Below are 23,235 nucleotides of genomic sequence, written 5' to 3'. Positions count from 1 at the left end.
CCATAGGACGCGGTCAGCCGGTATTCAAGAGCCGGCGGGCTTCTCGCGCAACGCATCGGCCAAAAAACTTCTGAGGACGAAGCATTTCGACACGATGCGCGACGCGCTTCAGACGATCAACGGATCAGCTTCAGCCCGGCCGGCAGCGTTTCGCCGAACACGCGGCCCACGTCCGCGCGATCCAGCTCGACGGCCTCGCGGACCATCGCGATCCACGCGTGCGCCGCGCTCATCGCTTCGAGGCGCTGCACGACGGCGGCGCGCGCCTCGTCGGGCAGATCGCGGGAACGGTCGCCGGTCATGCGCGCGATCTGCACGGCGGCGAACGCGGCCGGATCGATCTTCTTCCAGTCGAGCGCGAGAATCGCATCGAGCCACGCGAGCGCGACCTCCGGCGGCACGACGCCGTGCGCGCTGCCATAGAACGGTGCGCGCGCGCCGATACGGCCCAGCGCCCACCAGCTCTGCACGTTCTCCGAAGGCTTCTTCAGGCGCGTGAGCAGCCACTCGCCGACCTCGATCTTGCGTTCGACAGGCACATGCTCGAGCGATGCCGCGAGCCGCACCATGTCTTCGTAGCCCGCGCGCGCCGCGCCCGCCGCGCGGCGATAGCGGCTCGTGCCGGGCGGCTGGAGGACGAAGGCCATGTCATCGAGAAGCCGCAGCTGCGCTGCTTCGGGAAGCCCGCCCGCCGCGCGGCGCCAGAGCGTCCACCATTCCGACCAGATCTGGCTTTCGTTGCTGTACTGGATGCCCTGATCGAACAGCGTCCACAACTGCTCGGCGCGCCATTCGTCGAGCGGATGGCCGAAGCCCGGCCGCATGCAGTAGCCCGCGAGATTGAGCCACAGGCGCTCGTGATCGGCGCTGCGGCGGCGCTTCTTCGCGCGCTCGAACAGCGCGCCGAACAGTTCACGCAGCAGCGCGATATCCCAGGTGTCGCGCACGCCGAGCGTCTGTTCGAGTTGCGCGCGCAGGCGTTTGATTTCCTTCGGGCCGACATCCTGCGCGCGCGAGCCGAAGGTACGGTCGATCAGTTCGATGGCTTTCGGCAACGCCGGATGAGATTCGCTCGCGGCATCGTCGGTTTGGGGCGCTTCCTGACGAAGCTGGAATTCGAGCAGCCAGCGTTTCGCGGGATCGTCGACGGCGATGCAGTGCATCTCCAGCGTGCCGACTTCGGTGAGCGAGGTTGTCAGATGCACGGGCGTTTCGCGCGCCCGGCCGTGATTCGCGGCGTGTGGATCGACGACCGTCGCGATCGGCGGCAGGCGCACGAAATCGCCCGATCCAGCCGCGAGATCCGCGAGTTCTCCCGGCTCGTACGCCGTCTCCGCCACCGACGACGCCAAATGAAAGCGCACCGGCGCGCCGAGCGTGAGCGCGAAGGTGCGCTCGGCGAGATGGATCGCCTGACCTTCCTCGGTGCCGCGCGGCAGCACGCACACGCCGCGCGTCGCGCTGGCTTCGTCTTCGAGCAGCAGGAAGAAGCTGCGCGCCGAGCCGCCGCCGATCTTCGGCGCATGGCCCGCGCGCGCGAGCGCATAGGCGACCGCGCCGCGCGCGACCGCGACATCGGGATTGCCGTTCGCGAGCACGTTGAGCGCTTCGCCGCGCCAGCCGGAAAGCGTATCGGCGATGCGTCGCGCGAGCGGATCGGCGCGGAACACGCCGCCATTCAGCAGCAAGGTGTCCGGAATGGCGAGCGTGTCGGCGGACACGTCGAGCGCTTTGCGCGCCTCGCCCGCGTGCTGGCCGAGAAAGGCCGCGATATGCCGCGTGATGGCCGGATCGCTCGCATACGGCAGCCCGAATTCGACGATGCCGCCACGCGAGCGACCCGGCCGATCGCCCACGGACACCTTCGGGAAAAAGCCTTCGACGATGATCTGCCCGATCTCGTCACGCGTGACGTCGGTCGAGCGCGCGCCGCCGATGAGCTTCGCGCCCGCGCCGAGCAGCGTGATCGACGTGGACTCGGGCGCGTTCTCGCCGAGCAGCCGTTCCTTCGCGGCGCGGCAGCGCTCGACGAGTTGCGAGAGCCGCGCGGCCGACAGCCGCGCATCGCCGCCTGCGAGGCGCCTCTCGACGAGATGCGCGAGCGCGAGGTCCATGTTGTCGCCGCCGAGCATCAGATGGTTGCCGACGCCGATACGCGTGAGCGTCGGCTCGCCGTTGTCCATCGCGACCTGGATGAGCGTGAGGTCGGTGGTGCCGCCGCCGACGTCGACGATCAGCACGAGCCGCGTCGACGCGAGTTCGCCGGCGAGCGTCTCGCGATGATGAAACAGCCAGTCGTAGAACGCGGCCTGCGGTTCCTCCAGCAGCCGCAGTTTTTCGAGTCCCGCCATCCGCGCGGCTTCGAGCGTGAGGGCGCGCGCGCCTTCATCGAACGAGGCGGGCACGGTCAGCACCACGTCCTGCGCGTCGAGCGGCGCGTCCGGAAAGCGCTCGTTCCACGCCGCGTGCACGTGCGCCAGATAGCTCGCGCTGGCGATCACGGGCGAGATTTTTTCGACGTCGTCGCTCGCGCCCCACGGGAGGATCGGCGCGAGACGATCGACCGCCGCATGCGACAGCCAGCTTTTCGCGCTCGACACGAGCCGTCCGGGCACCTGCGCGCCGAGCTTGCGCGCGAAGGCACCGATGACGGCGGGCGCTTCCATCTCGCCCCACGGCAGTTGCAGATCGTCGGACTTGAGTTCGCCCGGCGCGAAGTGGTAGCGCAGCGACGGCAGGAGCGCGAGCGCTGCGACTTCGCCCGCGCCGACCAGCTGCTCGATCTCGAACACGCGGATATCGTTCGAGCCGGCCTCCGCATAGGCGACGACGGTATTGCTCGTCCCCAGATCAATGCCGACGCTGTACCGCGCGTCCACCGCCTTGTGCTTGCGCGTGGACACTTACAGGCCCATGCCCTGATCCGCGCTGACGCCGCCGCGCACGTCGAACTCCACTTTCCAGCGCTCGGACGAGCCGCGCGGAATCGCCTCCAGTTCGAGCGTGCCCGCTTCGGTCACGCGCGCATGCAGCTTGACGGGCACGACTTCGCCGGGCGTGCGGCCTTCGGGCGGCAGCGACGCCTCGATTTCTTCGAGCTCCTGCAATTCGTCCGGCTGCCAGTAATCGAGCAGCGTGCCGACCTGATCCTGACGGCGCACCGACGAGCCAAAGAAGCGGAAATGCACCGGCTCGCCGACGACGAGCCCGAATTCCTGCGCGGGCAATGCGGCGTCGGTGCCTTCCTCCATGCCGAACGGCGCGACGCACAGCGCCTGCACGGGCGGCTCCAGTCCGGGCACGGCGGGCATTGCCGATTCGACCGCGACGTAGTACGCGCGCGCCGTGCCGCCCCGGATGCGCACGCCCTTGCCGTGCCGCACGTAGCCGTAATAGGCCGCGCCGCGCGCAACCGCCAGATCGAGGTCCGCGCCTTCGAGCAGGCGCGCGGCGGGCGCGCTCTCGGCGGCGAGCCAGGCGTTCAGCGTCGACATCACGCGTTCGACCAGCAACGGCGACTTGAACACGCCGCCGTTGAAGAGCACGACGGTCGGATGCAGCAGCGTCGCGCCTTGCGGCGCCTGATGCTGAAGGCCTTCGACTTCCGCGAGCGCATTGACCTGACGGCCGAGGAACGCGGCGAGATGGCGCGTGACGGCGGCGTCCTGCGCGTAGGGCAGACCGAGCTGCGTAAGACCGACGCGCGCGCGCGAAACCGGCCGCGCCGCTGCATCGACTTGCGGGAAAAAGCCTTCGAGCAGGATCTGCGTGAGTTCGGCGCGCGTGAGTTCGGTGCGCAGCGACCCGCCGATCAGCTTCGAGCCGCGGCTCGGCACGACGAGCGGCACGGCATCGACCGAGGGATCGGAGAGCAGCGTTTCCTTCGCCGCGCGGCACGCGTAGGTGAGCGCGCGCAACTGCCACGGATCGGGCTGCGTGCCAACCGCAGCGAGCTTGCGCGCGACGGTATGCGCAAGCGCTAGGTCCATGTTGTCGCCGCCGAGCAGGATATGCTCGCCGACCGCCACGCGATGCAATTCCAGATTCCCCTCGCGTTCGACGACCGCGATCAGCGACAGGTCGGTGGTGCCGCCGCCGACATCGACGACGAGAATCACATCGCCCACCTTGACCTGCTTGCGCCAGCCGCCGCTCGACTTCTGGATCCAGCTATAGAGCGCGGCTTGCGGCTCTTCGAGCAGCGTCATGCGCGTGTAGCCGGCGGCCGCGGCCGCCTCGGCGGTGAGTTCGCGGGCGGCGGGATCGAAGGAAGCGGGAATCGTCACGGTGACGTCCTGCTGATCGAACGGCGCATCCGGATGCGCGTGATTCCACGCCTCGCGCAAGTGCGTCAGATAGCGCACCGAGCTTTCCAGCGGCGACACGCGCTCGACTTCCTCGGGCGCATCGGACGGCAGGATCGCCGCGCGGCGATCGACGCCCGGATGACACAGCCAGCTTTTCGCGCTGGAGACGAGGCGAATGGGCGTGCCCGCGCCGCGGCTTCTCGCCAGTTCGCCGACGATGAATTTGCGCTCCTGCGTCCACGGCAGCGTGAGATCGCCGGGCGCGAGTTCGTTCTCGTGCGGCAGATAGAGAAACGAAGGCAGCAGTTCGCGCTCTTCGGCGGCGCCGGGCGCGGTCAGTTGCGAGACCGGCAGCACGCCTTGCGCGGTCTTTTCGCCGTCGCTCGCGCTCATGTCGACGTAGGAGAGTGCGCAATGCGTCGTGCCGAGATCGACGCCAATCGAATAGCGCGCGCGGTTTTGGTTGTTGTCGAGATCGCTCACAGTTCCACCTCCGCCGGTGCGACGATGCTCGCATCATGGGACGGCGCGAGCTTCGGCAGGCGCGTGTCCTCGACCTTCCAGCCGCGATGGCTGATGCTGCCGTTGAAAGGCGGCTTGCCGACGACATTGCCCGTCAGGCGCACCGCAGCGGCGTCGAAGCCTTCCTGCAGCGTGATGCGGCTGCCTTCGGCTTCGGTGCGCACCGGCTTGATCGAGAAATGCTCGCGCAGCACGGCGCGGCAGCCGTCGTGCACGAGACGCGCGGCCGCACCGATATCGGCATCGCTGTATTTGGCGATGTCCTCTTCGACGAAATCGATGAAACGCGCATCGCGCTGCAGAAGGCCGAGCAGTTGCAGCGCCGCGATGGGACTGGCTTCCTTCAGCACGGACGGCGCGGGCTGAGCAGGTTGAACGGGCGCGGCGGCGGGCCTGGGCGCTTCCGTTGCGAAATCGGGCGCTTCGGGCGCTTCGCGCAGGCGCTGCACGCGGCCCGCGAACGCTGCATTGCCCAGAATGCCGAAAAAGGCGCCGAAGGCAATGCCTATCCTGCCGAAAAAGCCTGGATTCATGTCGGTCATGTGATGCTCCTGTTGGCCGCGCGAGGACGACCCTGTCCTCGGGCGGCGCGGGTGGCCGGTGTTCGGTGCCGTGTCGGCGGGTGTGATGCCGGGATTCGTCTGTTCATGCGGCTCTCGGGCGCGCCGAAAGACATGAAAGATCGAAAAAGACGCTAGCGGCTTTTATACCGCATCCCGATATTTTCCATGATGTCGCGCCCCGGCCGGAAAAAAGCGCGGGCGGGGCGCGCGTCGGGCGGGCCTCATTCTCGCGATTTGCGCCGGCAAGTCAAGGCGTGGCGGCGCTTCGTTCCGCGATTCAGGCCTTGTAGCCGATCTTGCGCAGCAGGTCATGACGCCATTGCACGTCCTCGGCCGTTTCGATGCCGAGCGGCGGCAGGCCATCCACCACGCCGACGATCCCGCGCCCCTGATCGGTCTGCGCGACGAGCACCTGCGTCGGATTGGCGGTCGCGCAGAAGATGCGGCAGACCTCCGGCACGGTCTTGACGGTATTGAGCACGTTCACGGGAAAGAAGCCATCGCCGAGCACGATGATGAAGCTGTGCCCCGCGCCGATGTTCTGCGCATTGCGCGCGGCCAGCTCGACGAGCCCGTCGTCCGTGCCCGAGGTTCGCACGAGCCGCTTGCCCGACGCCTCGCAGAACGCGAGCCCGAAGCGGATGCCCGGCACCGCGCCGACGAGCGCCTCGTGCAGATCCTCGACCGTCTTGATGAAATGCGACTGGCCGAGGATGAAGTTGGTGTCCTCGGGCTTGTCGATGGCGATGGCGAGCAGTTCCATGGTGGATCTCCGGTGCGCCCTGGAGATTCCATGGTAGGCGCTTTTCTACGCGCGTATTTCGAACTCCGCGAGATACCCCGCCGCATCGCCGCCATCCCACACGTGGCCATCGCAGAAAGTCGCGGCCTGCCGTTCGTCCGGCAGCGCGATGCCCGCCGCCTGCGCCGCTTCGCGATAAAGCGCGGTCTGGTTGACGCTCGCCGCAATCGCCGTGTCATCGATATCACCATCGAGCATGCCCCAGCGCCGATACTGCGTGATGAACCACAGCCCGTCCGATACGCGCGGATAGTTGACCGCGCCGCCATCGAAGAAACGCACCGGCAGCGCGCGCGCATCGCCGCCGTTGGCCGCGGCAAGGCGCGGCTCGATCAGCCCGCGCGGCACGCCGAGCAGTTCCGGCGCAGCCAATGCCTCCGCGATTTCCGCACGATGCGCGCTCGCATCGAGCCATGCGCATGCATCGAGCATCGTGCGCACGAGCGCGCGCGCCGTGTTCGGATAGAGCGCGGCGAACTCGCGCCGGCACGCGAGCACCTTCTCGGGATGATCCGGCCAGATCTCGCTCGTATACGCGACCGTCCTGCCCGCGCCGCGCGCTTCAGCCACCGCGTGCCACGGCTCACCCGCGCAGAAGCCGTCGAGCGCGCCTTCAACGAGCGCATCGGCCATGCGCGGCGGCGGAATCACGATGCTCTGCACATCGCGCAATGGATGCACGCCGTGCGCCGCGAGCCAGTAATACAGCCACATCGCGTGCGTGCCGGTCGGAAAGGTCTGCGCGATGACCGGCGGCCGCCCGAGCGAACGCAACGCGTCTTTCACGCTCGCGCCGCGTTCGACCGCATCGGCGAGCGGACACGACAGCGTGATCGCCTGGCCGTTGCGGTTCAGCACCATCAGCACGCCCATGTCCGCCTGCGGCCCGCCGATGCCCAGTTGCACGCCATACACGAGCCCATAGAGCGCGTGTGCGGCGTCGATTTCGCCGGACAGCAGCTTGTCGCGCACGGCCGCCCACGACGGCTGTCGACACAGTTCGATAGTGATGCCGTGCCGTGCGCCGAGATCGCGCAGCGCGGCGACGGCGAGCGGCGCGGCATCGGACAGGGCGACGAAGCCGAGCCGCAGATGCGTGCGCTCGGGTGCGGGAAGAGTCGGGTCTGGGGAGTTCATGGGTATCGTGGCGCTAGAACAGATCGGACAGCGCGAGCAGTTGACGCGCGATCTCCGCGACCTTCACGCCCTGATCCATCGCGCGTTTGCGAAGCGCCGCATAGGCATCGCTTTCGGACATGCCGCGCTTGTCCATCAACAGGCGTTTCGCGCGGTCGATGACCTTGCGCTGCTCCAGTTCATCCTCGACCTTCGCGAGACGCTGACGCAACTGCGCTTCATGCGCGAAACGCGCGAGCGCGACTTCGATGATCGGCGCGAGACGGGCCGGCGCGAGCCCTTCGACGGAATACGCGGTCACGCCCGCGCCGACCGCCGCGCGGATGAACTGCTGGTCGGCGTCGTTGCTGAACATCAGCACGGGACGCGGCGCGGCCTTGTTCATCACGGCGAGTTGTTCGAGCGTATCGCGCGAGGGCGATTCGGTATCGATGATGACGACATCGGGTTTCTGGCTCTCGACCGCTGCGTGCAACGCCGAAGGCGCGGCCACTTCAGCGAGCATTTCATAGCCCATGCGCGCGAGTTGCTCGCGCAAATCGCCGATGGGCTTGTCGGTGTCGGTAACGAGGAGAACGCGCAGCATGCGGGCAGCGGAAGAGGTCATGCGAAGAACGGCACAAGCGGCTGATACGACTCTATCGACTTTAGCGCGCCGCCTGCCGTTTGAGAACCTGCTTCACGCTGCATGGGCCAGGCCTTCGGCGCGTGCAGCGTGCGCCGTGAATTCTGCCGCTTCGCCGATCGCGCCGCCGATGAGAATCACCGCGGGACTGCCGAGGCCCGCTGCGATAGCTTCTCCGGCGAGCCTGTCGAGCGTCGTGACGAGCCGCTTTTCCTGCGCCGAACCCGCGTTCTGCACGACGGCCGCGGGCGTGCTCGCGGGCAACGCGTCCAGCAACGATGCCGTGAGACTCGCGATGCGGCTCATGCCCATATAGATCGCGAGCGTGGTGCCCGTGGAGGCGAGCGCGGCCCAGTCGGGCTGACTGTGATCCTGCATGTGCGCGGTGACGAAGGTCACGCCCTGGCAATGATCGCGATGCGTGAGCGAGATGCCGAGTCCCGCCGCCGCCGCGAATCCCGACGACACGCCATTGATGATGTCGACCGTAATATGCGCTTCACGCAATGCGGCGATCTCTTCGCCCGCGCGGCCGAACAGCAGCGCATCGCCGCCCTTCACGCGCACGACGTGCAGCCCCTTCTTCGCGTAACGCTGCATGAGGCGCTGAATGAACGCCTGCGGCGTCGACTTGCAGCCGCCGCGCTTGCCGACGCGGATCACGCGCGCATGCGGCGCAAGCGTGACGATATCGGCGTTGGCGAGATCGTCGACGAGCAGGATGTCCGCGGCGGCGAGCGCCTTCGCGGCGCGCAGGGTCAGCAGATCCAGATCGCCGGGGCCTGCGCTCAACAGAGTGACTTTGCCTTTGATGGTGCTCATGGTTGCTTCCTGAGTCCGTGCGTACTTGCGTATGTGAGGCGCATCGGCGCGGCAAACGCCGATAGCGTCCGCTCGTGTCGTTGCACGATGGGGACGCCCTTGTCCTTGCTCTTATGTATCGATGTGCCGCGAACGCCGTTGCCCGCAGCGCTTCCATCAATGCAATAAGTGGGCCATTGCGTGGAATGAGGCCGTGCAGCCGTTCATCGCACTGTCGTTGTGCGCGCGGCGCTCGTGCGGCACCGCTTCGGCGCGCATGTGCTTCGTTCGAGTGAACCTGCTGGCTAACCGAATGGTACAAAAATCGTCCTGCCCGCATTGAGTGTCGATGCGCGCTCGCACGGCATCAGTGCTGCGTCGCACCATCCCTGTGCCCGTCTGCATCGAAACGCGCCGCCGCGTGACTGTGCACGCGCGCCGCACGCATCCCGCCGAGCCTTTGCCAGCAAGCCTTTCCGGCTGAATCATCGCGCATGGCATAGCCCTTGCCTTATGACTTGCCATCGGATCAACGGCGATCCGTCCTGAATACAGCGCCCGGCAGGTTGCAGCCATGCGGGCATCGGACAACGGCGTCCCCCGCATTCGGCCAACCGGTCGAATGCGCGGGACGCCTTTCTTTTTGGCGGAAAGACGATGGACAAAGCCACCCGGATCGATCTCTTCAGCATGCGCAGCGCGCCGATGCGCGCCTTCCATCTCACGTGGATGGCGTTCTTCGTGTGCTTCTTCGCGTGGTTCGCCTGCGCGCCGCTGATGCCGCTCATCAAGCGCGAATACGGACTCACGGCGGATCAGGTTGCCAACATCAACATCGCGGCCGTGGCCGTGACGATTCTGGTGCGTCTCGTCGTCGGCCCGATGTGCGATCGCTTCGGCCCGCGCAAGGTGTATAGCGCGCTGCTGCTCGCGGGCGCCGTGCCGGTCCTCGGCGCGGCGCTGTCGACGGGCTACGACAGCTTCCTGTGGTGCCGTCTCGCGATCGGCGCGATCGGCGCGAGTTTCGTCATCACGCAGTACCACACCTCGGTGATGTTCGCGCCGAACGTCGTCGGCACCGCGAATGCGACGACGGCCGGCTGGGGCAATGCGGGCGCGGGCGCGGCGCAGGCGATCATCCCGCTGCTGGTCGCGGCGGCGATCGCGCTCGGCACGGGCGAAGCATCGGCATGGCGCGTCGCGCTGATCGTGCCGGGCCTCGCGATGCCGGTGATGGCCTTCTTCTACTGGCGCTACACGCAGGACTGCCCGCAAGGCGATTTCTCGACGCTGCGCCGCGCGGGCATCGCGATCGACGGCGGCAAGAAGGGCGGCTGGCAGAGCTTCGTGACCGCGTGCTCGAACTATCGCGTGTGGATGCTGTTCGTGACGTATGGCGCGTGCTTCGGCGTGGAGGTGTTCATCCACAACATGGCGGCGATCTACTACGTCGATCACTTCAGTCTCACGCTCGGTCAGGCGGGCATGGCGGCGGGCAGCTTCGGCCTGCTCGCGCTGTTCGCCCGCGCGCTCGGCGGCTGGCTCTCGGACAAAGCCGCCGCGAAGAAAGGCCTCGATGTCCGCGCGACGCTGCTGTTTGCGCTGATCGCGGGCGAAGGCATCGGCCTCTATGCGTTCGCGCATGCGCCGAGCGTCGTGCTCGCGATCGTTTCGATGCTCGTCTTCGGTCTCTTCACGCACATGGCGTGTGGCGCGACCTACGCGCTCGTGCCGTTCATCGACCGCAAGGCGCTCGGCGGCGTCGCCGGTGTGATCGGTGCGGGCGGCAACGTCGGCGCGGTCGCGGCGGGCTTCCTGATGAAAGGTCTCGGCAACGCGCAGGCAACCCTCTCGATGCTCGGCGTGGTCGTGGCGGGCACGGCGCTGTGCGCGCTCGCGGTGCGCTTCTCGCCCGAACACAAGGCACGCGAAGCCGCGCTGCGCGAAAGCGCGCTCGCAGCCAACAACGTCGTTGCAAACTAAAAAGGTCCCCGACATGAAAATCGTCGTCATCGGCCACGGCATGGTCGGCCACAAGTTCCTCGAATGTCTCGCCGAGCGTGGCCATTCAACGCTCGAAGTGACGGTGCTGTGCGAAGAACCGCGCGCCGCATACGACCGCGTGCATCTGACCGAATTCTTCTCGGGCAAGAGCGCGGATGATCTTTCGCTCGTCGAAACGGGCTTTTTCGAACGTTCGGGCTATGCACTGAAGCTGAACGCGCGGGCGGTGGCGATCGATCGCGCGGCGCGCACGGTGAGCGCATCGAACGGCGATGTGCTCGCGTACGACAAGCTCGTGCTCGCGACAGGTTCGTATCCGTTCGTGCCGCCGGTCGAGGGCCGGGATCGCGACGGCTGCTTCGTGTATCGCACGATCGAAGACCTCGAAGCGATGCAGTCGTTCGGTGCGCGTGCGAAGACGGGCACGGTGGTCGGCGGCGGTCTGCTCGGTCTCGAAGCGGCGAAGGCGCTGCGCGATCTCGGCCTCGAAACGCATGTGGTGGAGTTCGCGCCGCGCCTGATGGCCGTGCAGGTCGATGACGGCGGCGGGCGCGTGCTGCGCGGCAAGATCGAGGAACTCGGCGTCACGGTGCATACGGGCAAGAACACGCTTGCGATCGTCGACGGCGAAGGCGCGGTCAACCGCATGAATTTCGCCGACGACACGCATCTCGACACCGACATGATCGTGTTCTCCGCGGGCATCCGTCCGCGCGACGACATCGCGCGTGCCGCGGGACTCGAGATCGGCGCGCGCGGCGGCATCGTGATCGACGACACCTGCCGCACGAGCGATGCCGATATCTTCGCGATCGGCGAATGCGCGCTGTGGAAGGGCCAGTTGTTCGGTCTGGTCGCGCCGGGTTACGACATGGCGCGCATCGTCGCGAAGCAGATCATCGGCGAGGAAGCCGCCTTCGCGGGCGCCGACATGAGCACGAAGCTCAAGCTGATGGGCGTCGATGTCGCGAGTATCGGCGATGCGCACGGCAAGACGCCGGGCAGCCGCACGTATCAGTACAGCGACGAGCGCAAGCAGGTCTACAAGAAGATCGTCGTGTCCGACTGCGGCAAGTTTCTGCTGGGCAGCGTGATGGTCGGCGATGCGACCGAATACGGCACGCTCCTGCAGATGATGCTCAACAGGATCGAGTTGCCGGAAGCGCCCGAGTTTCTGATCCTGCCTTCGAGCGATGGCAAGGCCAAACCCGCGCTCGGCGTCGAGGCATTGCCCGATGGCGCGCAGATCTGCTCATGCAACAACGTGAGCAAGGCGGAAATCTGCGCGGCCGTGTGCGCGGGCGCGACGAGCATCGGCGCGATCAAGTCGTCGTGCAAGGCGGGCGCGTCGTGCGGCGGCTGCGTGCCGCTCGTCACGCAGGTGATGAAGTCGGAGATGAAGCGGCAAGGTCTCGCGGTGAACAATCATCTGTGCGAGCACTTCCCGTATTCGCGTCAGGAGCTGTATCACATCGCGCGCGTGGAAGGGCATCGCACGTTCGGCACGCTGCTCGCGAAGCACGGCAAGGGACGCGGCTGCGATATCTGCAAGCCCGCGGTCGCGAGCATTCTCGCTTCGTGCTGGAACGAGTTCGTGCTGAAAAAGGAGCACGCGAGCCTGCAGGACTCGAACGATTACTACCTCGCGAACATTCAGCGCGACGGCACGTATAGCGTCGTGCCGCGCATGCCGGGCGGCGAAGTCACGCCCGATGGCCTGATCGCGGTCGGCCAGGTCGCGAAGAAGTACGGCCTCTATACGAAGATCACCGGCGGCCAGCGTGTCGACATGTTCGGCGCGCGCGTCGAGCAATTGCCGTTCATCTGGGAAGAGCTCATCGCGGCGGGCTTCGAATCGGGTCATGCGTATGGCAAGGCGCTCCGCACGGTCAAATCGTGCGTCGGCTCGACTTGGTGCCGCTATGGCGTAGGCGACTCGGTCGGTCTCGCGATCGAACTGGAAAGCCGCTACAAGGGCCTGCGCACGCCGCACAAGATCAAGTTCGGTGTATCGGGCTGCACGCGCGAATGCGCCGAAGCGCAAGGCAAGGACGTCGGCGTGATCGCGACGGAAAAGGGCTGGAACCTCTACGTGTGCGGCAACGGCGGCATGAAGCCGCGCCACGCCGAACTGATCGCATCCGATCTCGATCACGACACGCTGGTGCGCTATATCGACCGCTTTCTGATGTTCTACGTGCGCACGGCCGATCGCCTGCAACGCACGAGCGTGTGGCGCGACAACCTCGAAGGCGGCCTCGATTATCTGATCGACGTGGTCATCAACGACAAGCTCGATATCGCCGTCGAACTCGAAGCGGAAATGCAACTCGTCGTCGATACCTACGAAGACGAATGGAAGAAGGCCGTCACCGATCCGCACACGCGCAAGCGCTTCCGTCACTTCGTCAACAGCGATGTGGGCGATGCGAACGTGACCTTCGTCGAGGAGCGCGGCCAGATCCGTCCCGCGACGGTCGAAGAACGCAAGTCGAAGCTCGCTGACATTCCCGTGGTAGTCGAAACCGTCTGAACCTGGAGAAAAGATCATGAACGACCGTATCGAACAGGACTGGACCGCCGTGTGTGAACTCGACGATATCGTGCCGGATACGGGCGTCTGCGCGCTCGTGAAGGGCACGCAAGTCGCGGTGTTTCATCTCGCGGGCGAAGACGAGACCGTGTATGCGATCGACAACTACGACCCGCATTCGCAGGCGGCGGTGCTGTCGCGCGGAATCGTCGGGAGTCTCGGAGAGCGCGTTGTCGTCGCATCGCCGATCTATAAACAGCACTTCGATCTGCGCACCGGCGAATGCCTCGAAACGCCGGAGCTTTCGGTGAGCGCGTATCGCGTGAAGGTCGCGGGCGGCAAGGTGTGGGTTGCTGCATGAAGACCGAATATGCGGTTGCGGGCATCGCATCGCTGAGGGCAGCCGCGCCGCGCCAGCGGCTCGTCGTGATCGGCAACGGCATGGCGGGCATGCGCACGGTGGAGGAGTTGCTGAAGATCGCGCCCGAACTGTACGACATCACGGTGTTCGGCGCGGAACCCTACGGCAACTACAACCGCATTCTGCTGTCGCCGGTGCTGGCGGGAGAGAAGAGCGTCGATGACATCATTCTCAATACGCGCGAGTGGTATGACGCGAACGGCATCACGCTGCACGCGGGCGATGCGGTCGTCGAAATCGATCGCGTGCGGCGCGTCGTGCGCTCGGAGAAGGGCGTCGAAGCACGTTACGACCGCCTGTTGATCGCGACGGGCTCGAAGCCTTTCATCATTCCCGTGCCCGGCTGTGATCTGCCCGGCGTGATCGCATTTCGTGACATTCAGGATGTCGAAACGATGCTGGAGGCGTCGCGCGATCATCGCCATGCGGTGATCATCGGCGGCGGCCTGCTCGGACTCGAAGCGGCCAATGGCTTGCAGCGGCAAGGCATGTCGGTGACGGTCGTGCATGCCACCGACAGCCTGATGGATCGTCAGCTCGATGCAAGCGCATCGACGTTGCTCAAGCGTTCACTCGAAGCGAAGGGCCTGCGTTTTGCGATGGCCGCGAAGACTACCGAGATCATCGGCGAGAACCGCGTGCGCGCCGTGCGTTTCGCGGACGGCACGCAGATCGACGCGGACCTCGTCGTGATGACGGCTGGCGTGCGGCCGAACATCGCGCTGGCGCAGGGTTCGGGTCTGCATTGCGAGCGCGCCATCGTGGTGGACGACACGCTGCAGACCTTCGATCCCCGCGTCTATGCGGTCGGCGAATGCGTGCAGCATCGCTCGGCGACGTTCGGCCTCGTCGCGCCCATCTGGGATCAGGCGCGCGTGGCGGGCGCGCATCTCGCGGGCGCGGGACATCGGCGGTACGTGCAGCGCGCGACTGCGACCAAGCTGAAGGTGACCGGCGTCGATTTGTATTCGGCGGGTGATTTCATCGGCGGTGGCGATAGCGAGGATCTCGTGCTGCGCGATCCGCGTCGGGGTGTCTACAAGCGGCTCGTGTTGCAGGCGGGACGTCTGATCGGCGCGGTGCTGTATGGCGATGTAAAAGACGGCGGCTGGTATTTCGATCTGATTCAGAGCCGCACGGATGTAGCGCATCTGCGCGGCAAGCTTCTTTTTGGCAAGACGCTGTGTGAAGCCTGAGACAAGGCCGAGGAAACCGAACGTGAGCATGCCCATCATCCCGATTCAAACCGCTTCCGTCAAAACGACGTGCCCGTATTGCGGCGTCGGCTGCGGGGTGCAAGCGAGCCCGAAGAGCGCGACCGAAGTGACGATCGCTGGCGATGAAGCGCATCCATCGAACTTCGGTCGACTGTGCGTGAAAGGCTCGGCGCTCGGCGATACGGTGGGACTCGAAGGCCGCCTGCTCAATCCGAAACTGCGCGACAGACAGACGAACTCGCTGACCGACGTGTCATGGAACGACGCGCTCGGCACGGTCGCGACCGGCTTCTCGCGCATCATCGCGCAGCACGGAGCGGATGCGGTCGCGTTCTATGTATCGGGCCAATTGCTCACCGAGGACTACTACGTCGCGAACAAGCTGATGAAGGGCTATATCGGCAGCGCGAACATCGATACGAACTCGCGCCTTTGCATGTCGTCGTCGGTGGCGGGGCACAAGCGTGCATTCGGCGAAGATCTCGTGCCGATGAACTACGAAGACCTCGAACTCGCAGACCTCATCGTGCTGGTCGGTTCGAACACGGCATGGTGTCATCCGATTCTCTTTCAGCGCATCGTGAAGATGAAGGAGGCACGGCCGGAGGCGAAGATCGTCGTGATCGATCCGCGTCATACCGCGACGTGCGAAATGGCGGACCTGCATCTGCCGCTCAAGCCCGGCAGCGACGTGCGCCTCTTCAACGGCCTGCTCGCGTTTCTCGCCGAACACGGCGCAACGGACGCGCCGTTCGTCGATGCGCACACCAACGGCTTCGATGCCGCGCTCGCCGCTGCGGGGCCCGCCGATCTCGCGCAGACGGCGAAGGACTGCAAGCTCGATCAGCACGATCTGATGACGTTCTATCGCCTGTTCGCGCGCACCGAACGCGTGGTGACGGTGTATTCGCAAGGCGTGAATCAGTCGAGCGCGGGCACGGACAAGGTCAACAGCATCATCAACTGCCATCTGCTGACGGGGCGCATCGGCAAGCCGGGCATGGGGCCGTTCTCGTTCACCGGTCAGCCGAACGCGATGGGCGGCCGCGAAGTCGGCGGTCTCGCGAATACGCTGGCCGCGCATCTCGAGTTCGGCGATCCGTTGCATGGCGAGATCGTGCAGACGTTCTGGCGTTCGCCCGCGATCGCCGAACGCGCCGGACTGAAGGCCGTCGAACTCTTCGATGCGATCGAAGCCGGCCGCGTGAAGGCCGTCTGGATCATGGGCACGAATCCGGTCGTGAGCATGCCCGATGGCGATCGCGTGAAGCGTGCGCTCGGCAAGTGCGAACTCGTGGTGAGTTCCGACATCATCGAGCGCACCGATACCAACGCTTTCGCCGATGTGCTGCTGCCCGCGCTCGGCTGGGGCGAGAAGGATGGCACGGTGACGAACTCGGAGCGGCGCATCTCGCGCCAGCGCGCGTTCATTCCTGCGCCGGGCAAAGCGCGCGCGGACTGGCGCATCATCTGCGATGTCGCGCGCTGGATGGGTTTCGATGGCTTCGATTTCGCGGGGCCGCACGCGATCTTCGACGAACACGCGCGACTCTCTGCGTATCGCAACGACGCATCGGCGGGCGTGTATCGCGCGTTCGATATCGGCGGCCTGTCCGGCATGAGCCGCGCGCAATACGATGCGCTGAAACCGGTGCAATGGCCTTTGCCTGCGGCGGCGCAAACCGGCGTCGCGAGGCTGTTCGAAGCGCGCCGCTTCAGTCATGCGGATGGCCGCGCGCGCTTTGTCGCGACGGCCTCGCGCGCGCCGGTCAACGCAACCGACGAGGACTTTCCGCTCGTGCTCAACACGGGACGCGTACGCGATCAATGGCACACGATGACGCGCACGGGCCGCTCGGCGAAACTCGCGGGGCATATCAGCGAATCGTTCATCGACATGCATCCGCAGGACGCGCTCGCATGCGGCGTGCGTGAAGGGGAGCTCGCGCGCGTGTCGAGCCGCTGGGGCTCGATGATCGCGCGCGTGCAACACGGCGGGGGCATGCCGCGCGGCAGCGTGTTCGTGCCGATTCACTGGAACGATCAGGTGGCCTCCGATGCGCGCGTGGGCGCGGTGGTGAATCCCGTCGTCGATCCGGTGTCGGGCGAGCCGGAATTCAAGCACACGCCCGTTTCGATCGAGAAATTTCATGTGACGTGGCATGGCTTTTCGCTCTCGCGCAGCGTGCCCGATCTGGAGCGCGTGACGCACTGGACGCGCGTGCATGGCGCGCGTTTCGTGCGCTACGAGATGGCGGGCCGCAATCGTTTCGATGCGGCGCATGGCGATCATCACGACTGGGCGCGCGCGCTCTTTCACATCGACGATCATCATGCGGACTGGATCGAATACGAGGACAAGAGCGCGGGCGTGTATCGCGCGGCGCATGTGGTCGACGATCGCATCGAGAGTTGCGTGTTCATCTCCGAGCGTCCCGACCTGCCGGCGCGGGCGTGGCTAGCGACGCTCTTCGAAAAGGACCGGCTCGACGACGAGGACCGCGCGAGTCTGCTGCTCGGTCAGCCGATGGGCAAAGGCGAGGACACTGGGCCGACCGTGTGCTCGTGCTTCGGCGTCGGACGCAATACGATCTGCGATGCGATCCGCGACAAGGGGCTGAAAACGGCGGCGGAAATCACGTCGTGCCTGAAGGCGGGCGGCAACTGCGGATCGTGTGTGCCGGAGTTGAAGAAGCTCATCGTCGAGACGGAAATGGTGCGGTTGAGCACGGTCTGACCGCTGCGTGGTCTGACGCACGAAAGCGGGCGCTTGTCGCCCGCTTTTTTCATTTCGGACGCGCCGGGACGCCAGCACGATTCCCCGCAAACCCGCATGAACAGGGCGTTTCCGGTCTATTGCCCGACCATATGAGCGCTTCCCAACCAAACTTTCTCACGAATTATTACCACGTGAAATGTAGTGTTCGGTCTCCCACGAATGACGCGATCCTTCTTCCGTAAAGTCACATCAAAACAAGGCAAGCAGTAATCAGCCTGAAAGCAAAAAGCAAGAAGCCATACGGGGATTGCGATGAAGAAGAACATAAAACAAATCGACAGAGTGGAGGGCCAGCGCGCCATGATCCGCTCGACGGGAACCTCTGACCCGTCACAAGACAGCATCGAACCAATGCACGAACGACGGCTTCGCCCGATCGACGTGCGCGACGCTCGCGCCTCGCACGTTTGCTGATCTGACAGACCCGCGCCTCACGCGCTTCCTGTTTCAAACGCTCGCCGGTTCATCGAAACAAAATTCGGGCAAGCCTTTAAAACAGGAATACTAACGAATCAACTGTTGTACCACGCTACATACCGGCGTCGATGTAGCTGGAAATTTATGTGCGCCAACTCTCGGAGACTTCACCATGCAACGCAAACTGATCGCAGCTGCCGCCGCTCTCTCGCTCGTTTCCGCCGCTGCTTTTGCAACGGGCACGAACTCCAGCTCGAGCTCGACGTCGGGCGGCACCACCGCTGCAGCCGTGCACGGCTTCGGCTCGTTCACGGCGACCAACGCCGGCATCTCCAATGGCCACGCTTCGTCGACGGCAGGTCAGGGTTTCGGTTCGACGGGCAACACGACCAACGCGACGACCGGCCACATCAACACGTCGTCGGTCGGCGGCAAGGGCTTCGGCGGTTCGACGGCCACGGGCGTGTCGGGCGCCGACGCTGCCGCGAATGCCTGGAGCAAGCTCGGCGGCGGCTGGCGCTAAGCACACGGCGACGGACGGCGGACTTCGCCGCAACGGGGTTCGCTTTCCCGCAACCGATGTGACCGCAGTTCGAAGAACAAAAAACGAAATCCAATCTTACCTTTTCGATAAGGAATGCAAATCATGAAACGCACTCTGATCGCTGCCGCACTGCTCTCGTTCGTCTCCGTCGCCGCGATGGCCACGACCACGAACTCCAGCTCGTCCTCGACCTCGGGCGGCACGACGTCGGCTTCCGTCTCGGGCTTCGGCCACTTCAGCGCCACCAACTACGGCACGGCGAACGGCAACGCGCAATCGGTCGCGGGCAACCTGTTCGGCGTGACGGGCAACGCCACCAACGCGACGACGAGCCACACCAACACGTCGAACGTGAACGGCTTCGGCCACGGCAACGCGCAAGCGGGCGGCACCTCGGGCGCGGACGCAGCGGCCAACGCATGGAGCAAGCTGGGCGGCGGCTGGCGCTAAGCCAGTCTGTCAGTCAAGGCAGAGGCGGCGTCATGACGAGCCGTATGCTTGCGGGACACCGCCTTTGCCGAACCAAATAAAAAGAATCCAGGTCGTCCGGGACCGTCATGCGCTGTGGCGTTCCCCTTTAATTCCGGAGAACCATAATGAACAAGACCACTTTGCAATTGGCATGCGCCGTGCTGTTTTGCGCCGCGCAACTTGCCCATGCTGACACCACCGCCAATTCCTCGTCGGGCTCGGTTTCGGGTTCGACGTCCACGGGCATCGGTCAGGGCGGCGGTTCGAGCCTGAACAACATCGGCACGTCGGCTAACTCGACGGCCAACACCAGTTCCAATTCCTCGTCGGTGGGCGGTCTCGGCGTCGCGACGGCCAGCGGCGGCCGGTCGACGGCGCAGGGCGGCTCGTCGAACGTCAACATCTCGCTGTCGATGCCGTCGCTCACCAACTCGGGCAACGACGCAAGCGGCACCGACGCAACCGGCAAGGCATCGACGGGCCCGGGCACGAGCGCCTTCGACACGCGCACGACGGTCGACTACAACCAGAGCTCGTACTCGGTGCGCACGACGCCGTCGATCGCAGCGCCCGCGCTGACGACGACGCTCTCCGACACCTGCATGGGCTCGGCGAGCTTCGGCCTGTCGATCACGGGCTTTGGCGCGACCGGCGGCACGACGCTCGTCGACCAGGCTTGCGTGCGCCGTCTCGATGCACGCGAATTCCGCGCAATGGGCCTGACCGATGTCGCGCTCGCGCTGCTCTGCCAGAGCGATGCGAATCGCCGCGCGGTCGAAGCGACGGGCCATCTGTGCCCGGGCACGACCACGCCGCTCGCGAAGTCGGGTGCGGACGCGGTGCTGTCGGATGACGAGAAGTATCGCGATCCGCTGGTGCGCGCGCGTCTCGGCCTGCCGGTGACGGCGGCGAACAACCCGGAAGTCAATCTGAAGGCCGCGGAGCCCGCACAGGCGAAACCGGCGCCCGCGAAGCAGGTCGCGCAGCCGACGCCGGTCGCGTCCCGCGTGTACGATCAGAGCGAAAGCACGCATGGCGTCGAGGTGGCGAGCACGCCCATCGGCGAAAAGATCGAAGTCTCGCTGGTGAAGTGAGGAGGCAGCAGATCCAGCGGCAGCGTATCGCCATGGAGCAGCAGAGACGCGCCTGAGCGATCGGGCCGTCTCTCCCTTTCAAGGGTTGGCTCGGAAAGACTGGTCCCGGAGAGTCAACCCTCGTTTTCCCGCTGAGGCATGCGATGAAGAGTCAGATGAAAACGGCGGCCATCGCGCTCGCGGCGAGTGCAATGGTTGCGATGATGCCGCTGAGTGCGCAGGCCGATGCGAGCGCCGGCGTGATCTGGGCCGCGAACCCGGTCGGCGTGCAGGCGATGCCCAATGCGCAAGCGCTCGCCCTGTTGCCTTCGAGCGGCTATGTACCGTTGCAAGGCTCGGGCGGCAAGTGTCTGCTCGTGGCGCGGCGCGGCACGCAGATCGTCGCGGTGGAACTGACGCCGCTTGCGATCGGCGCGAAGATCATCGGCTGGAAGCCACAGGAAATCGACGCGAGCACGCTCACGTCGAAGTGGGGCTACGAGCCGCCGAAATCGTCGATCGATACGAAGGGTTTCGGCAATCCCGTGACGAACGCGATCTCGGAGCAAAGCAAGACGGACACGTCGAAGGGTGGAACCTTTGCGCGCGCGAGCAGCTGGAGCAACGGCAGCGTCGAAGCGCACAGCAGCGCGATCGCATCGGGTTCGGGCGAGACCGAAGCCGCCGAGGCCGTGACGGTGAACGGCAAGACGTATCGCAAGTACAGTCATTTCAAGCCGGCGACGGCGGACGCGCCGATGGCGGCATCGGACGAATACTTCTGTCAGTGACGCGCGTGTTTCAGGTCGCAGCAGACCTGGTTTTTTCGATGACCGGCGGCACGGTCAAGGCGACGTCCTCGACTGGCCGGCCCTCGCTGCCAAAACGCGCGACCGAGAACGAGAACGTATTGATGCCGTTGTGACTCGTCGCGGAAACCGTGCCGCGATGCATCTCCGCCACCGCCTTGACGATGGCAAGCCCGAGGCCGTGATTCTCGCGGCTATTGGTGCGTGAGCTTTCGGCGCGATAGAAGCGATCGAACAGATGCTGCATCACGTGCGGCTGTATCGGCTCGCCCGGGTTCGCCACCGCGATGCGCACGCGCCCATGCTCGCGCGTGATCGACACGGATATCTTCGCGCCGGGCGTGCAGTGCTGGATCGCGTTCATCACGAGATTGGAGATCGCGCGCCCGAACAGCGACGTGTTGACGTAAGCACGCGCATCGCCGCTCGCCATTGCGCTGACGTGCGCTTCTTCCAGCGGAATCTCCAGAAACTCGAGCGTGCGATTGACTTCGGCCGCGAGCGATACTTCGACGAGGCCCGTCGCGCGTTCGCCCTGATCCGCACGCGCGAGAAACAGCATGTCGTTGATGATCGCGCGCACGCGCTCGAACTCTTCGAGATTCGATTGCAGTGTGTGACGCAATTCGTCGATCGAGCGATCGCGCGTCAAGGCTACTTCCGTCTGACCGATGAGTATCGTGACCGGCGTGCGCAATTCGTGCGCGACATCGGCGTTGAAGGATTCGAGCCGTCCGTATGCGTGATCGAGCCGTTCGAGCGCGCCGTTGAAGGACTTCGCCAGTTCGTCGAGTTCCATCGGCAAGGCGCGGGTGTTCAGGCGTTGCGAGCGATTGGTCGGACTCAGTTTCGATGCATCGCGCGTGAGACGCGCAAGCGGCGCGAGCCCGAGGCGCGCGACCGAGTAACTCAGCACCAGCACCGCGATGGTCGAGAGCGCCATGAAGGCCGCGAGCGCGAGACCGAACGCGCGCATCGTGTGGACGTTCGGCGAGCAGTCGATCGCGACGAACAGTTGCAAGGGCGGACGGTCCGCATTAGGCGGAATCGTCAGCGTGGTCATCAGCATGTCGTAGGCGCGGTCGTCGGGGCGGACCTGCGCGTAACCGCCCGTCAGGCGCTTGGTGACGCTACCCAGGGGTGGCGAGCCGTATTCGAAGCGCGGATCGTTGCTGGATACGGCGAAGCGCGTGGAGCCGTCGCGCGGCGTGATATCCGCGAGCTTCTCTTTCGCGATCTTCCATTTGTCCGGATTCGACGCGTGCGTGACGATGAGGCGCGCCACCTCCGCGCGATTGTCGAGCGAATCGCGCAAGTGCTGCTCCAGTTGCACGCGCAACACGAGAAACAGTCCCGAGCCGACGAGCGAAAACACGAACAGCGCAACGAGCGCGAACATCACGGCGAGACGCCGCGAGATGGAGCGCTGCGTGCGCGGTTCGGATGACTCGTGCGGCGCCGATGCAGCCCACGGCGTGTTCATGATGGTCTCGCGTCTTCCCTGGTTTCGCGCATGTCGCGGGCTTCGCGCACCTCGAGCACATAGCCCATGCCGCGCACGGTATGCAGCAGTTTCGTGCGGAACGGTCCGTCGAGTTTCGCGCGCAGGCGCTTGATGGCCGTTTCGACGACATTCGTGTGACTTTCGAAATCGACTTCCCAGACGAGTTCGGTGATCGCGGTCTTCGACAGTATGTCGCCGTGACGCCGCGCGAGCACGGAGAGCAACTGGAACTCCTTCGCGGTGAGGTCGAGCCGCACGCCGTCGCGCGTGGCGCGGCGGCCGATCAGATCGACATACAGATCGCCGACGGAAATGAGCGTCGATTCCTGCGCGCGCGTGCGGCGCGCGAGCGCATGCAGACGCTCGACGAGTTCGAGGAAGGAGAAAGGCTTCGTCAGGTAGTCGTCCGCGCCTTCGCGCAGACCGCGCACGCGATCGTTGATGTGATCGCGCGCGGTGAGCATGATGACGGGCGTCGATTTCTGCATGCGCAGCGCCTTCAATACGGCGAAGCCGTCGCGTCGCGGCAGCATCACGTCGAGCACGATTACATCGTAGTCGTATTCGATGGCGAGATGCGTGCCTTCCTCGCCGTCCATCGCGACATCGACGACCCAGCCTTGCTCGGTCAACCCCGAGCGCAGGTAATCCACCACCTTGTGTTCGTCTTCGACTATCAGGACTTTCATGCCTGGCACCTGTGCGC

General features: G+C 65.4%; 19 protein-coding genes. 10 read left to right on the top strand and 9 right to left on the bottom strand.

Going from position 1 to position 23,235, the window contains the following annotated elements; genetic code table 11:
- Nucleotides 1–116 precede the first annotated feature (116 nt).
- The 7 genes from AWB80_RS09645 to cobA form a co-directional block, all read right to left on the bottom strand.
- A complete protein-coding gene (locus AWB80_RS09645; RefSeq protein ID WP_061174427.1) occupies nt 117–2,903 on the bottom strand; it encodes an Hsp70 family protein in 2,787 nt (928 codons plus the stop codon).
- Entirely contained in the window at nt 2,904–4,790 is a 1,887-nt protein-coding gene (locus AWB80_RS09640; RefSeq protein ID WP_061174426.1) for an Hsp70 family protein, read from the bottom strand.
- The gene (locus AWB80_RS09635) at nt 4,787–5,371 is read right to left on the bottom strand and encodes a DUF2760 domain-containing protein (protein ID WP_061174425.1); all 585 of its coding nucleotides are present in this window, start codon (nt 5,369–5,371) and stop codon (nt 4,787–4,789) included. Before AWB80_RS09635 ends, AWB80_RS09640 begins: the two co-directional genes overlap by 4 nt.
- A gap of 298 nt (nt 5,372–5,669) precedes the next feature.
- Nucleotides 5,670–6,155 (bottom strand): adenosine-specific kinase, encoded by a 486-nt coding sequence (locus AWB80_RS09630; RefSeq protein WP_061174424.1) that lies wholly within the window; start codon nt 6,153–6,155, stop codon nt 5,670–5,672.
- Between the two features lie 45 nt (nt 6,156–6,200).
- Nucleotides 6,201–7,331, bottom strand: a complete 1,131-nt coding sequence (locus AWB80_RS09625; protein WP_061174423.1) for a CmpA/NrtA family ABC transporter substrate-binding protein — start codon at nt 7,329–7,331, stop codon at nt 6,201–6,203.
- A gap of 13 nt (nt 7,332–7,344) precedes the next feature.
- Nucleotides 7,345–7,917: an ANTAR domain-containing response regulator gene (locus AWB80_RS09620; protein ID WP_061174422.1), complete on the bottom strand. Its 573-nt coding sequence runs from the start codon at nt 7,915–7,917 to the stop codon at nt 7,345–7,347.
- Between the two features lie 93 nt (nt 7,918–8,010).
- Entirely contained in the window at nt 8,011–8,778 is a 768-nt protein-coding gene (gene cobA, locus AWB80_RS09615; protein WP_061174421.1) for a uroporphyrinogen-III C-methyltransferase, read from the bottom strand.
- 636 nt (nt 8,779–9,414) lie between these two features.
- Here cobA and AWB80_RS09605 point away from each other — a divergent pair.
- The 10 genes from AWB80_RS09605 (at nt 9,415) to AWB80_RS09565 (ending at nt 21,007) form a co-directional block, all read left to right on the top strand.
- Nucleotides 9,415–10,740: an MFS transporter gene (locus AWB80_RS09605; protein WP_061174419.1), complete on the top strand. Its 1,326-nt coding sequence runs from the start codon at nt 9,415–9,417 to the stop codon at nt 10,738–10,740.
- 13 nt (nt 10,741–10,753) lie between these two features.
- On the top strand, nt 10,754–13,294 hold the full coding sequence (nirB, locus tag AWB80_RS09600) for a nitrite reductase large subunit NirB (RefSeq protein WP_061174418.1): 2,541 nt from the start codon (nt 10,754–10,756) through the stop codon (nt 13,292–13,294).
- A gap of 16 nt (nt 13,295–13,310) precedes the next feature.
- Nucleotides 13,311–13,655 carry a nitrite reductase small subunit NirD gene (gene nirD / locus AWB80_RS09595; protein ID WP_061174417.1) on the top strand — a complete coding sequence of 115 codons (345 nt, stop codon included), beginning with the start codon at nt 13,311–13,313 and terminating at the stop codon, nt 13,653–13,655.
- The gene (locus AWB80_RS09590) at nt 13,652–14,911 is read left to right on the top strand and encodes an NAD(P)/FAD-dependent oxidoreductase (RefSeq protein WP_061174416.1); all 1,260 of its coding nucleotides are present in this window, start codon (nt 13,652–13,654) and stop codon (nt 14,909–14,911) included. Before nirD ends, AWB80_RS09590 begins: the two co-directional genes overlap by 4 nt.
- A gap of 28 nt (nt 14,912–14,939) precedes the next feature.
- On the top strand, nt 14,940–17,669 hold the full coding sequence (locus AWB80_RS09585) for a molybdopterin-dependent oxidoreductase (protein ID WP_425266840.1): 2,730 nt from the start codon (nt 14,940–14,942) through the stop codon (nt 17,667–17,669).
- Between the two features lie 294 nt (nt 17,670–17,963).
- A complete protein-coding gene (locus AWB80_RS43905) occupies nt 17,964–18,125 on the top strand; it encodes a hypothetical protein (RefSeq protein ID WP_160147429.1) in 162 nt (53 codons plus the stop codon).
- Nucleotides 18,126–18,300: 175 nt separating this feature from the next.
- On the top strand, nt 18,301–18,651 hold the full coding sequence (locus AWB80_RS09580) for a hypothetical protein (RefSeq protein ID WP_061174414.1): 351 nt from the start codon (nt 18,301–18,303) through the stop codon (nt 18,649–18,651).
- A 123-nt stretch (nt 18,652–18,774) separates the two neighbouring features.
- Nucleotides 18,775–19,122, top strand: a complete 348-nt coding sequence (locus AWB80_RS09575) for a hypothetical protein (protein WP_061174646.1) — start codon at nt 18,775–18,777, stop codon at nt 19,120–19,122.
- A 146-nt stretch (nt 19,123–19,268) separates the two neighbouring features.
- Nucleotides 19,269–20,237 carry a hypothetical protein gene (locus AWB80_RS09570; RefSeq protein ID WP_061174413.1) on the top strand — a complete coding sequence of 323 codons (969 nt, stop codon included), beginning with the start codon at nt 19,269–19,271 and terminating at the stop codon, nt 20,235–20,237.
- Between the two features lie 143 nt (nt 20,238–20,380).
- A complete protein-coding gene (locus AWB80_RS09565) occupies nt 20,381–21,007 on the top strand; it encodes a hypothetical protein (RefSeq protein WP_061174412.1) in 627 nt (208 codons plus the stop codon).
- Between the two features lie 10 nt (nt 21,008–21,017).
- Here AWB80_RS09565 and AWB80_RS09560 read toward each other — a convergent pair whose 3' ends face one another.
- Together AWB80_RS09560 and AWB80_RS09555 are read right to left on the bottom strand one after the other, a co-directional pair.
- Nucleotides 21,018–22,508, bottom strand: coding sequence for a heavy metal sensor histidine kinase (locus tag AWB80_RS09560; RefSeq protein ID WP_061174411.1), 1,491 nt, complete (start codon nt 22,506–22,508; stop codon nt 21,018–21,020).
- Nucleotides 22,505–23,218 carry a heavy metal response regulator transcription factor gene (locus tag AWB80_RS09555; protein ID WP_061137261.1) on the bottom strand — a complete coding sequence of 238 codons (714 nt, stop codon included), beginning with the start codon at nt 23,216–23,218 and terminating at the stop codon, nt 22,505–22,507. Before AWB80_RS09555 ends, AWB80_RS09560 begins: the two co-directional genes overlap by 4 nt.
- Nucleotides 23,219–23,235 lie beyond the last annotated feature (17 nt).

It is taken from the genome of Caballeronia pedi, from assembly GCF_001544915.2.
GTDB lineage: Bacteria > Pseudomonadota > Gammaproteobacteria > Burkholderiales > Burkholderiaceae > Caballeronia > Caballeronia pedi.
Note: the sequence above shows the minus strand (reverse complement) of the source record. Positions and strands in the feature narration are given on the sequence as shown.

What these genes read in the sequence shown, in the direction of transcription:
- AWB80_RS09635 (WP_061174425.1), bottom strand. Translation starts at nt 5,371, where the DNA reads ATGACCGACATGAATCCAGGCTTTTTCGGCAGGATAGGCATTGCCTTC.
- AWB80_RS09630 (WP_061174424.1), bottom strand. Translation starts at nt 6,155, where the DNA reads ATGGAACTGCTCGCCATCGCCATCGACAAGCCCGAGGACACCAACTTC.
- AWB80_RS09625 (WP_061174423.1), bottom strand. Translation starts at nt 7,331, where the DNA reads ATGAACTCCCCAGACCCGACTCTTCCCGCACCCGAGCGCACGCATCTG.
- AWB80_RS09620 (WP_061174422.1), bottom strand. Translation starts at nt 7,917, where the DNA reads ATGCTGCGCGTTCTCCTCGTTACCGACACCGACAAGCCCATCGGCGAT.
- cobA (WP_061174421.1), bottom strand. Translation starts at nt 8,778, where the DNA reads ATGAGCACCATCAAAGGCAAAGTCACTCTGTTGAGCGCAGGCCCCGGC.
- AWB80_RS09605 (WP_061174419.1), top strand. Translation starts at nt 9,415, where the DNA reads ATGGACAAAGCCACCCGGATCGATCTCTTCAGCATGCGCAGCGCGCCG.
- nirB (WP_061174418.1), top strand. Translation starts at nt 10,754, where the DNA reads ATGAAAATCGTCGTCATCGGCCACGGCATGGTCGGCCACAAGTTCCTC.
- nirD (WP_061174417.1), top strand. Translation starts at nt 13,311, where the DNA reads ATGAACGACCGTATCGAACAGGACTGGACCGCCGTGTGTGAACTCGAC.
- AWB80_RS09590 (WP_061174416.1), top strand. Translation starts at nt 13,652, where the DNA reads ATGAAGACCGAATATGCGGTTGCGGGCATCGCATCGCTGAGGGCAGCC.
- AWB80_RS09585 (WP_425266840.1), top strand. Translation starts at nt 14,940, where the DNA reads ATGCCCATCATCCCGATTCAAACCGCTTCCGTCAAAACGACGTGCCCG.
- AWB80_RS43905 (WP_160147429.1), top strand. Translation starts at nt 17,964, where the DNA reads ATGAAGAAGAACATAAAACAAATCGACAGAGTGGAGGGCCAGCGCGCC.
- AWB80_RS09580 (WP_061174414.1), top strand. Translation starts at nt 18,301, where the DNA reads ATGCAACGCAAACTGATCGCAGCTGCCGCCGCTCTCTCGCTCGTTTCC.
- AWB80_RS09575 (WP_061174646.1), top strand. Translation starts at nt 18,775, where the DNA reads ATGAAACGCACTCTGATCGCTGCCGCACTGCTCTCGTTCGTCTCCGTC.
- AWB80_RS09570 (WP_061174413.1), top strand. Translation starts at nt 19,269, where the DNA reads ATGAACAAGACCACTTTGCAATTGGCATGCGCCGTGCTGTTTTGCGCC.
- AWB80_RS09565 (WP_061174412.1), top strand. Translation starts at nt 20,381, where the DNA reads ATGAAGAGTCAGATGAAAACGGCGGCCATCGCGCTCGCGGCGAGTGCA.
- AWB80_RS09560 (WP_061174411.1), bottom strand. Translation starts at nt 22,508, where the DNA reads ATGAACACGCCGTGGGCTGCATCGGCGCCGCACGAGTCATCCGAACCG.
- AWB80_RS09555 (WP_061137261.1), bottom strand. Translation starts at nt 23,218, where the DNA reads ATGAAAGTCCTGATAGTCGAAGACGAACACAAGGTGGTGGATTACCTG.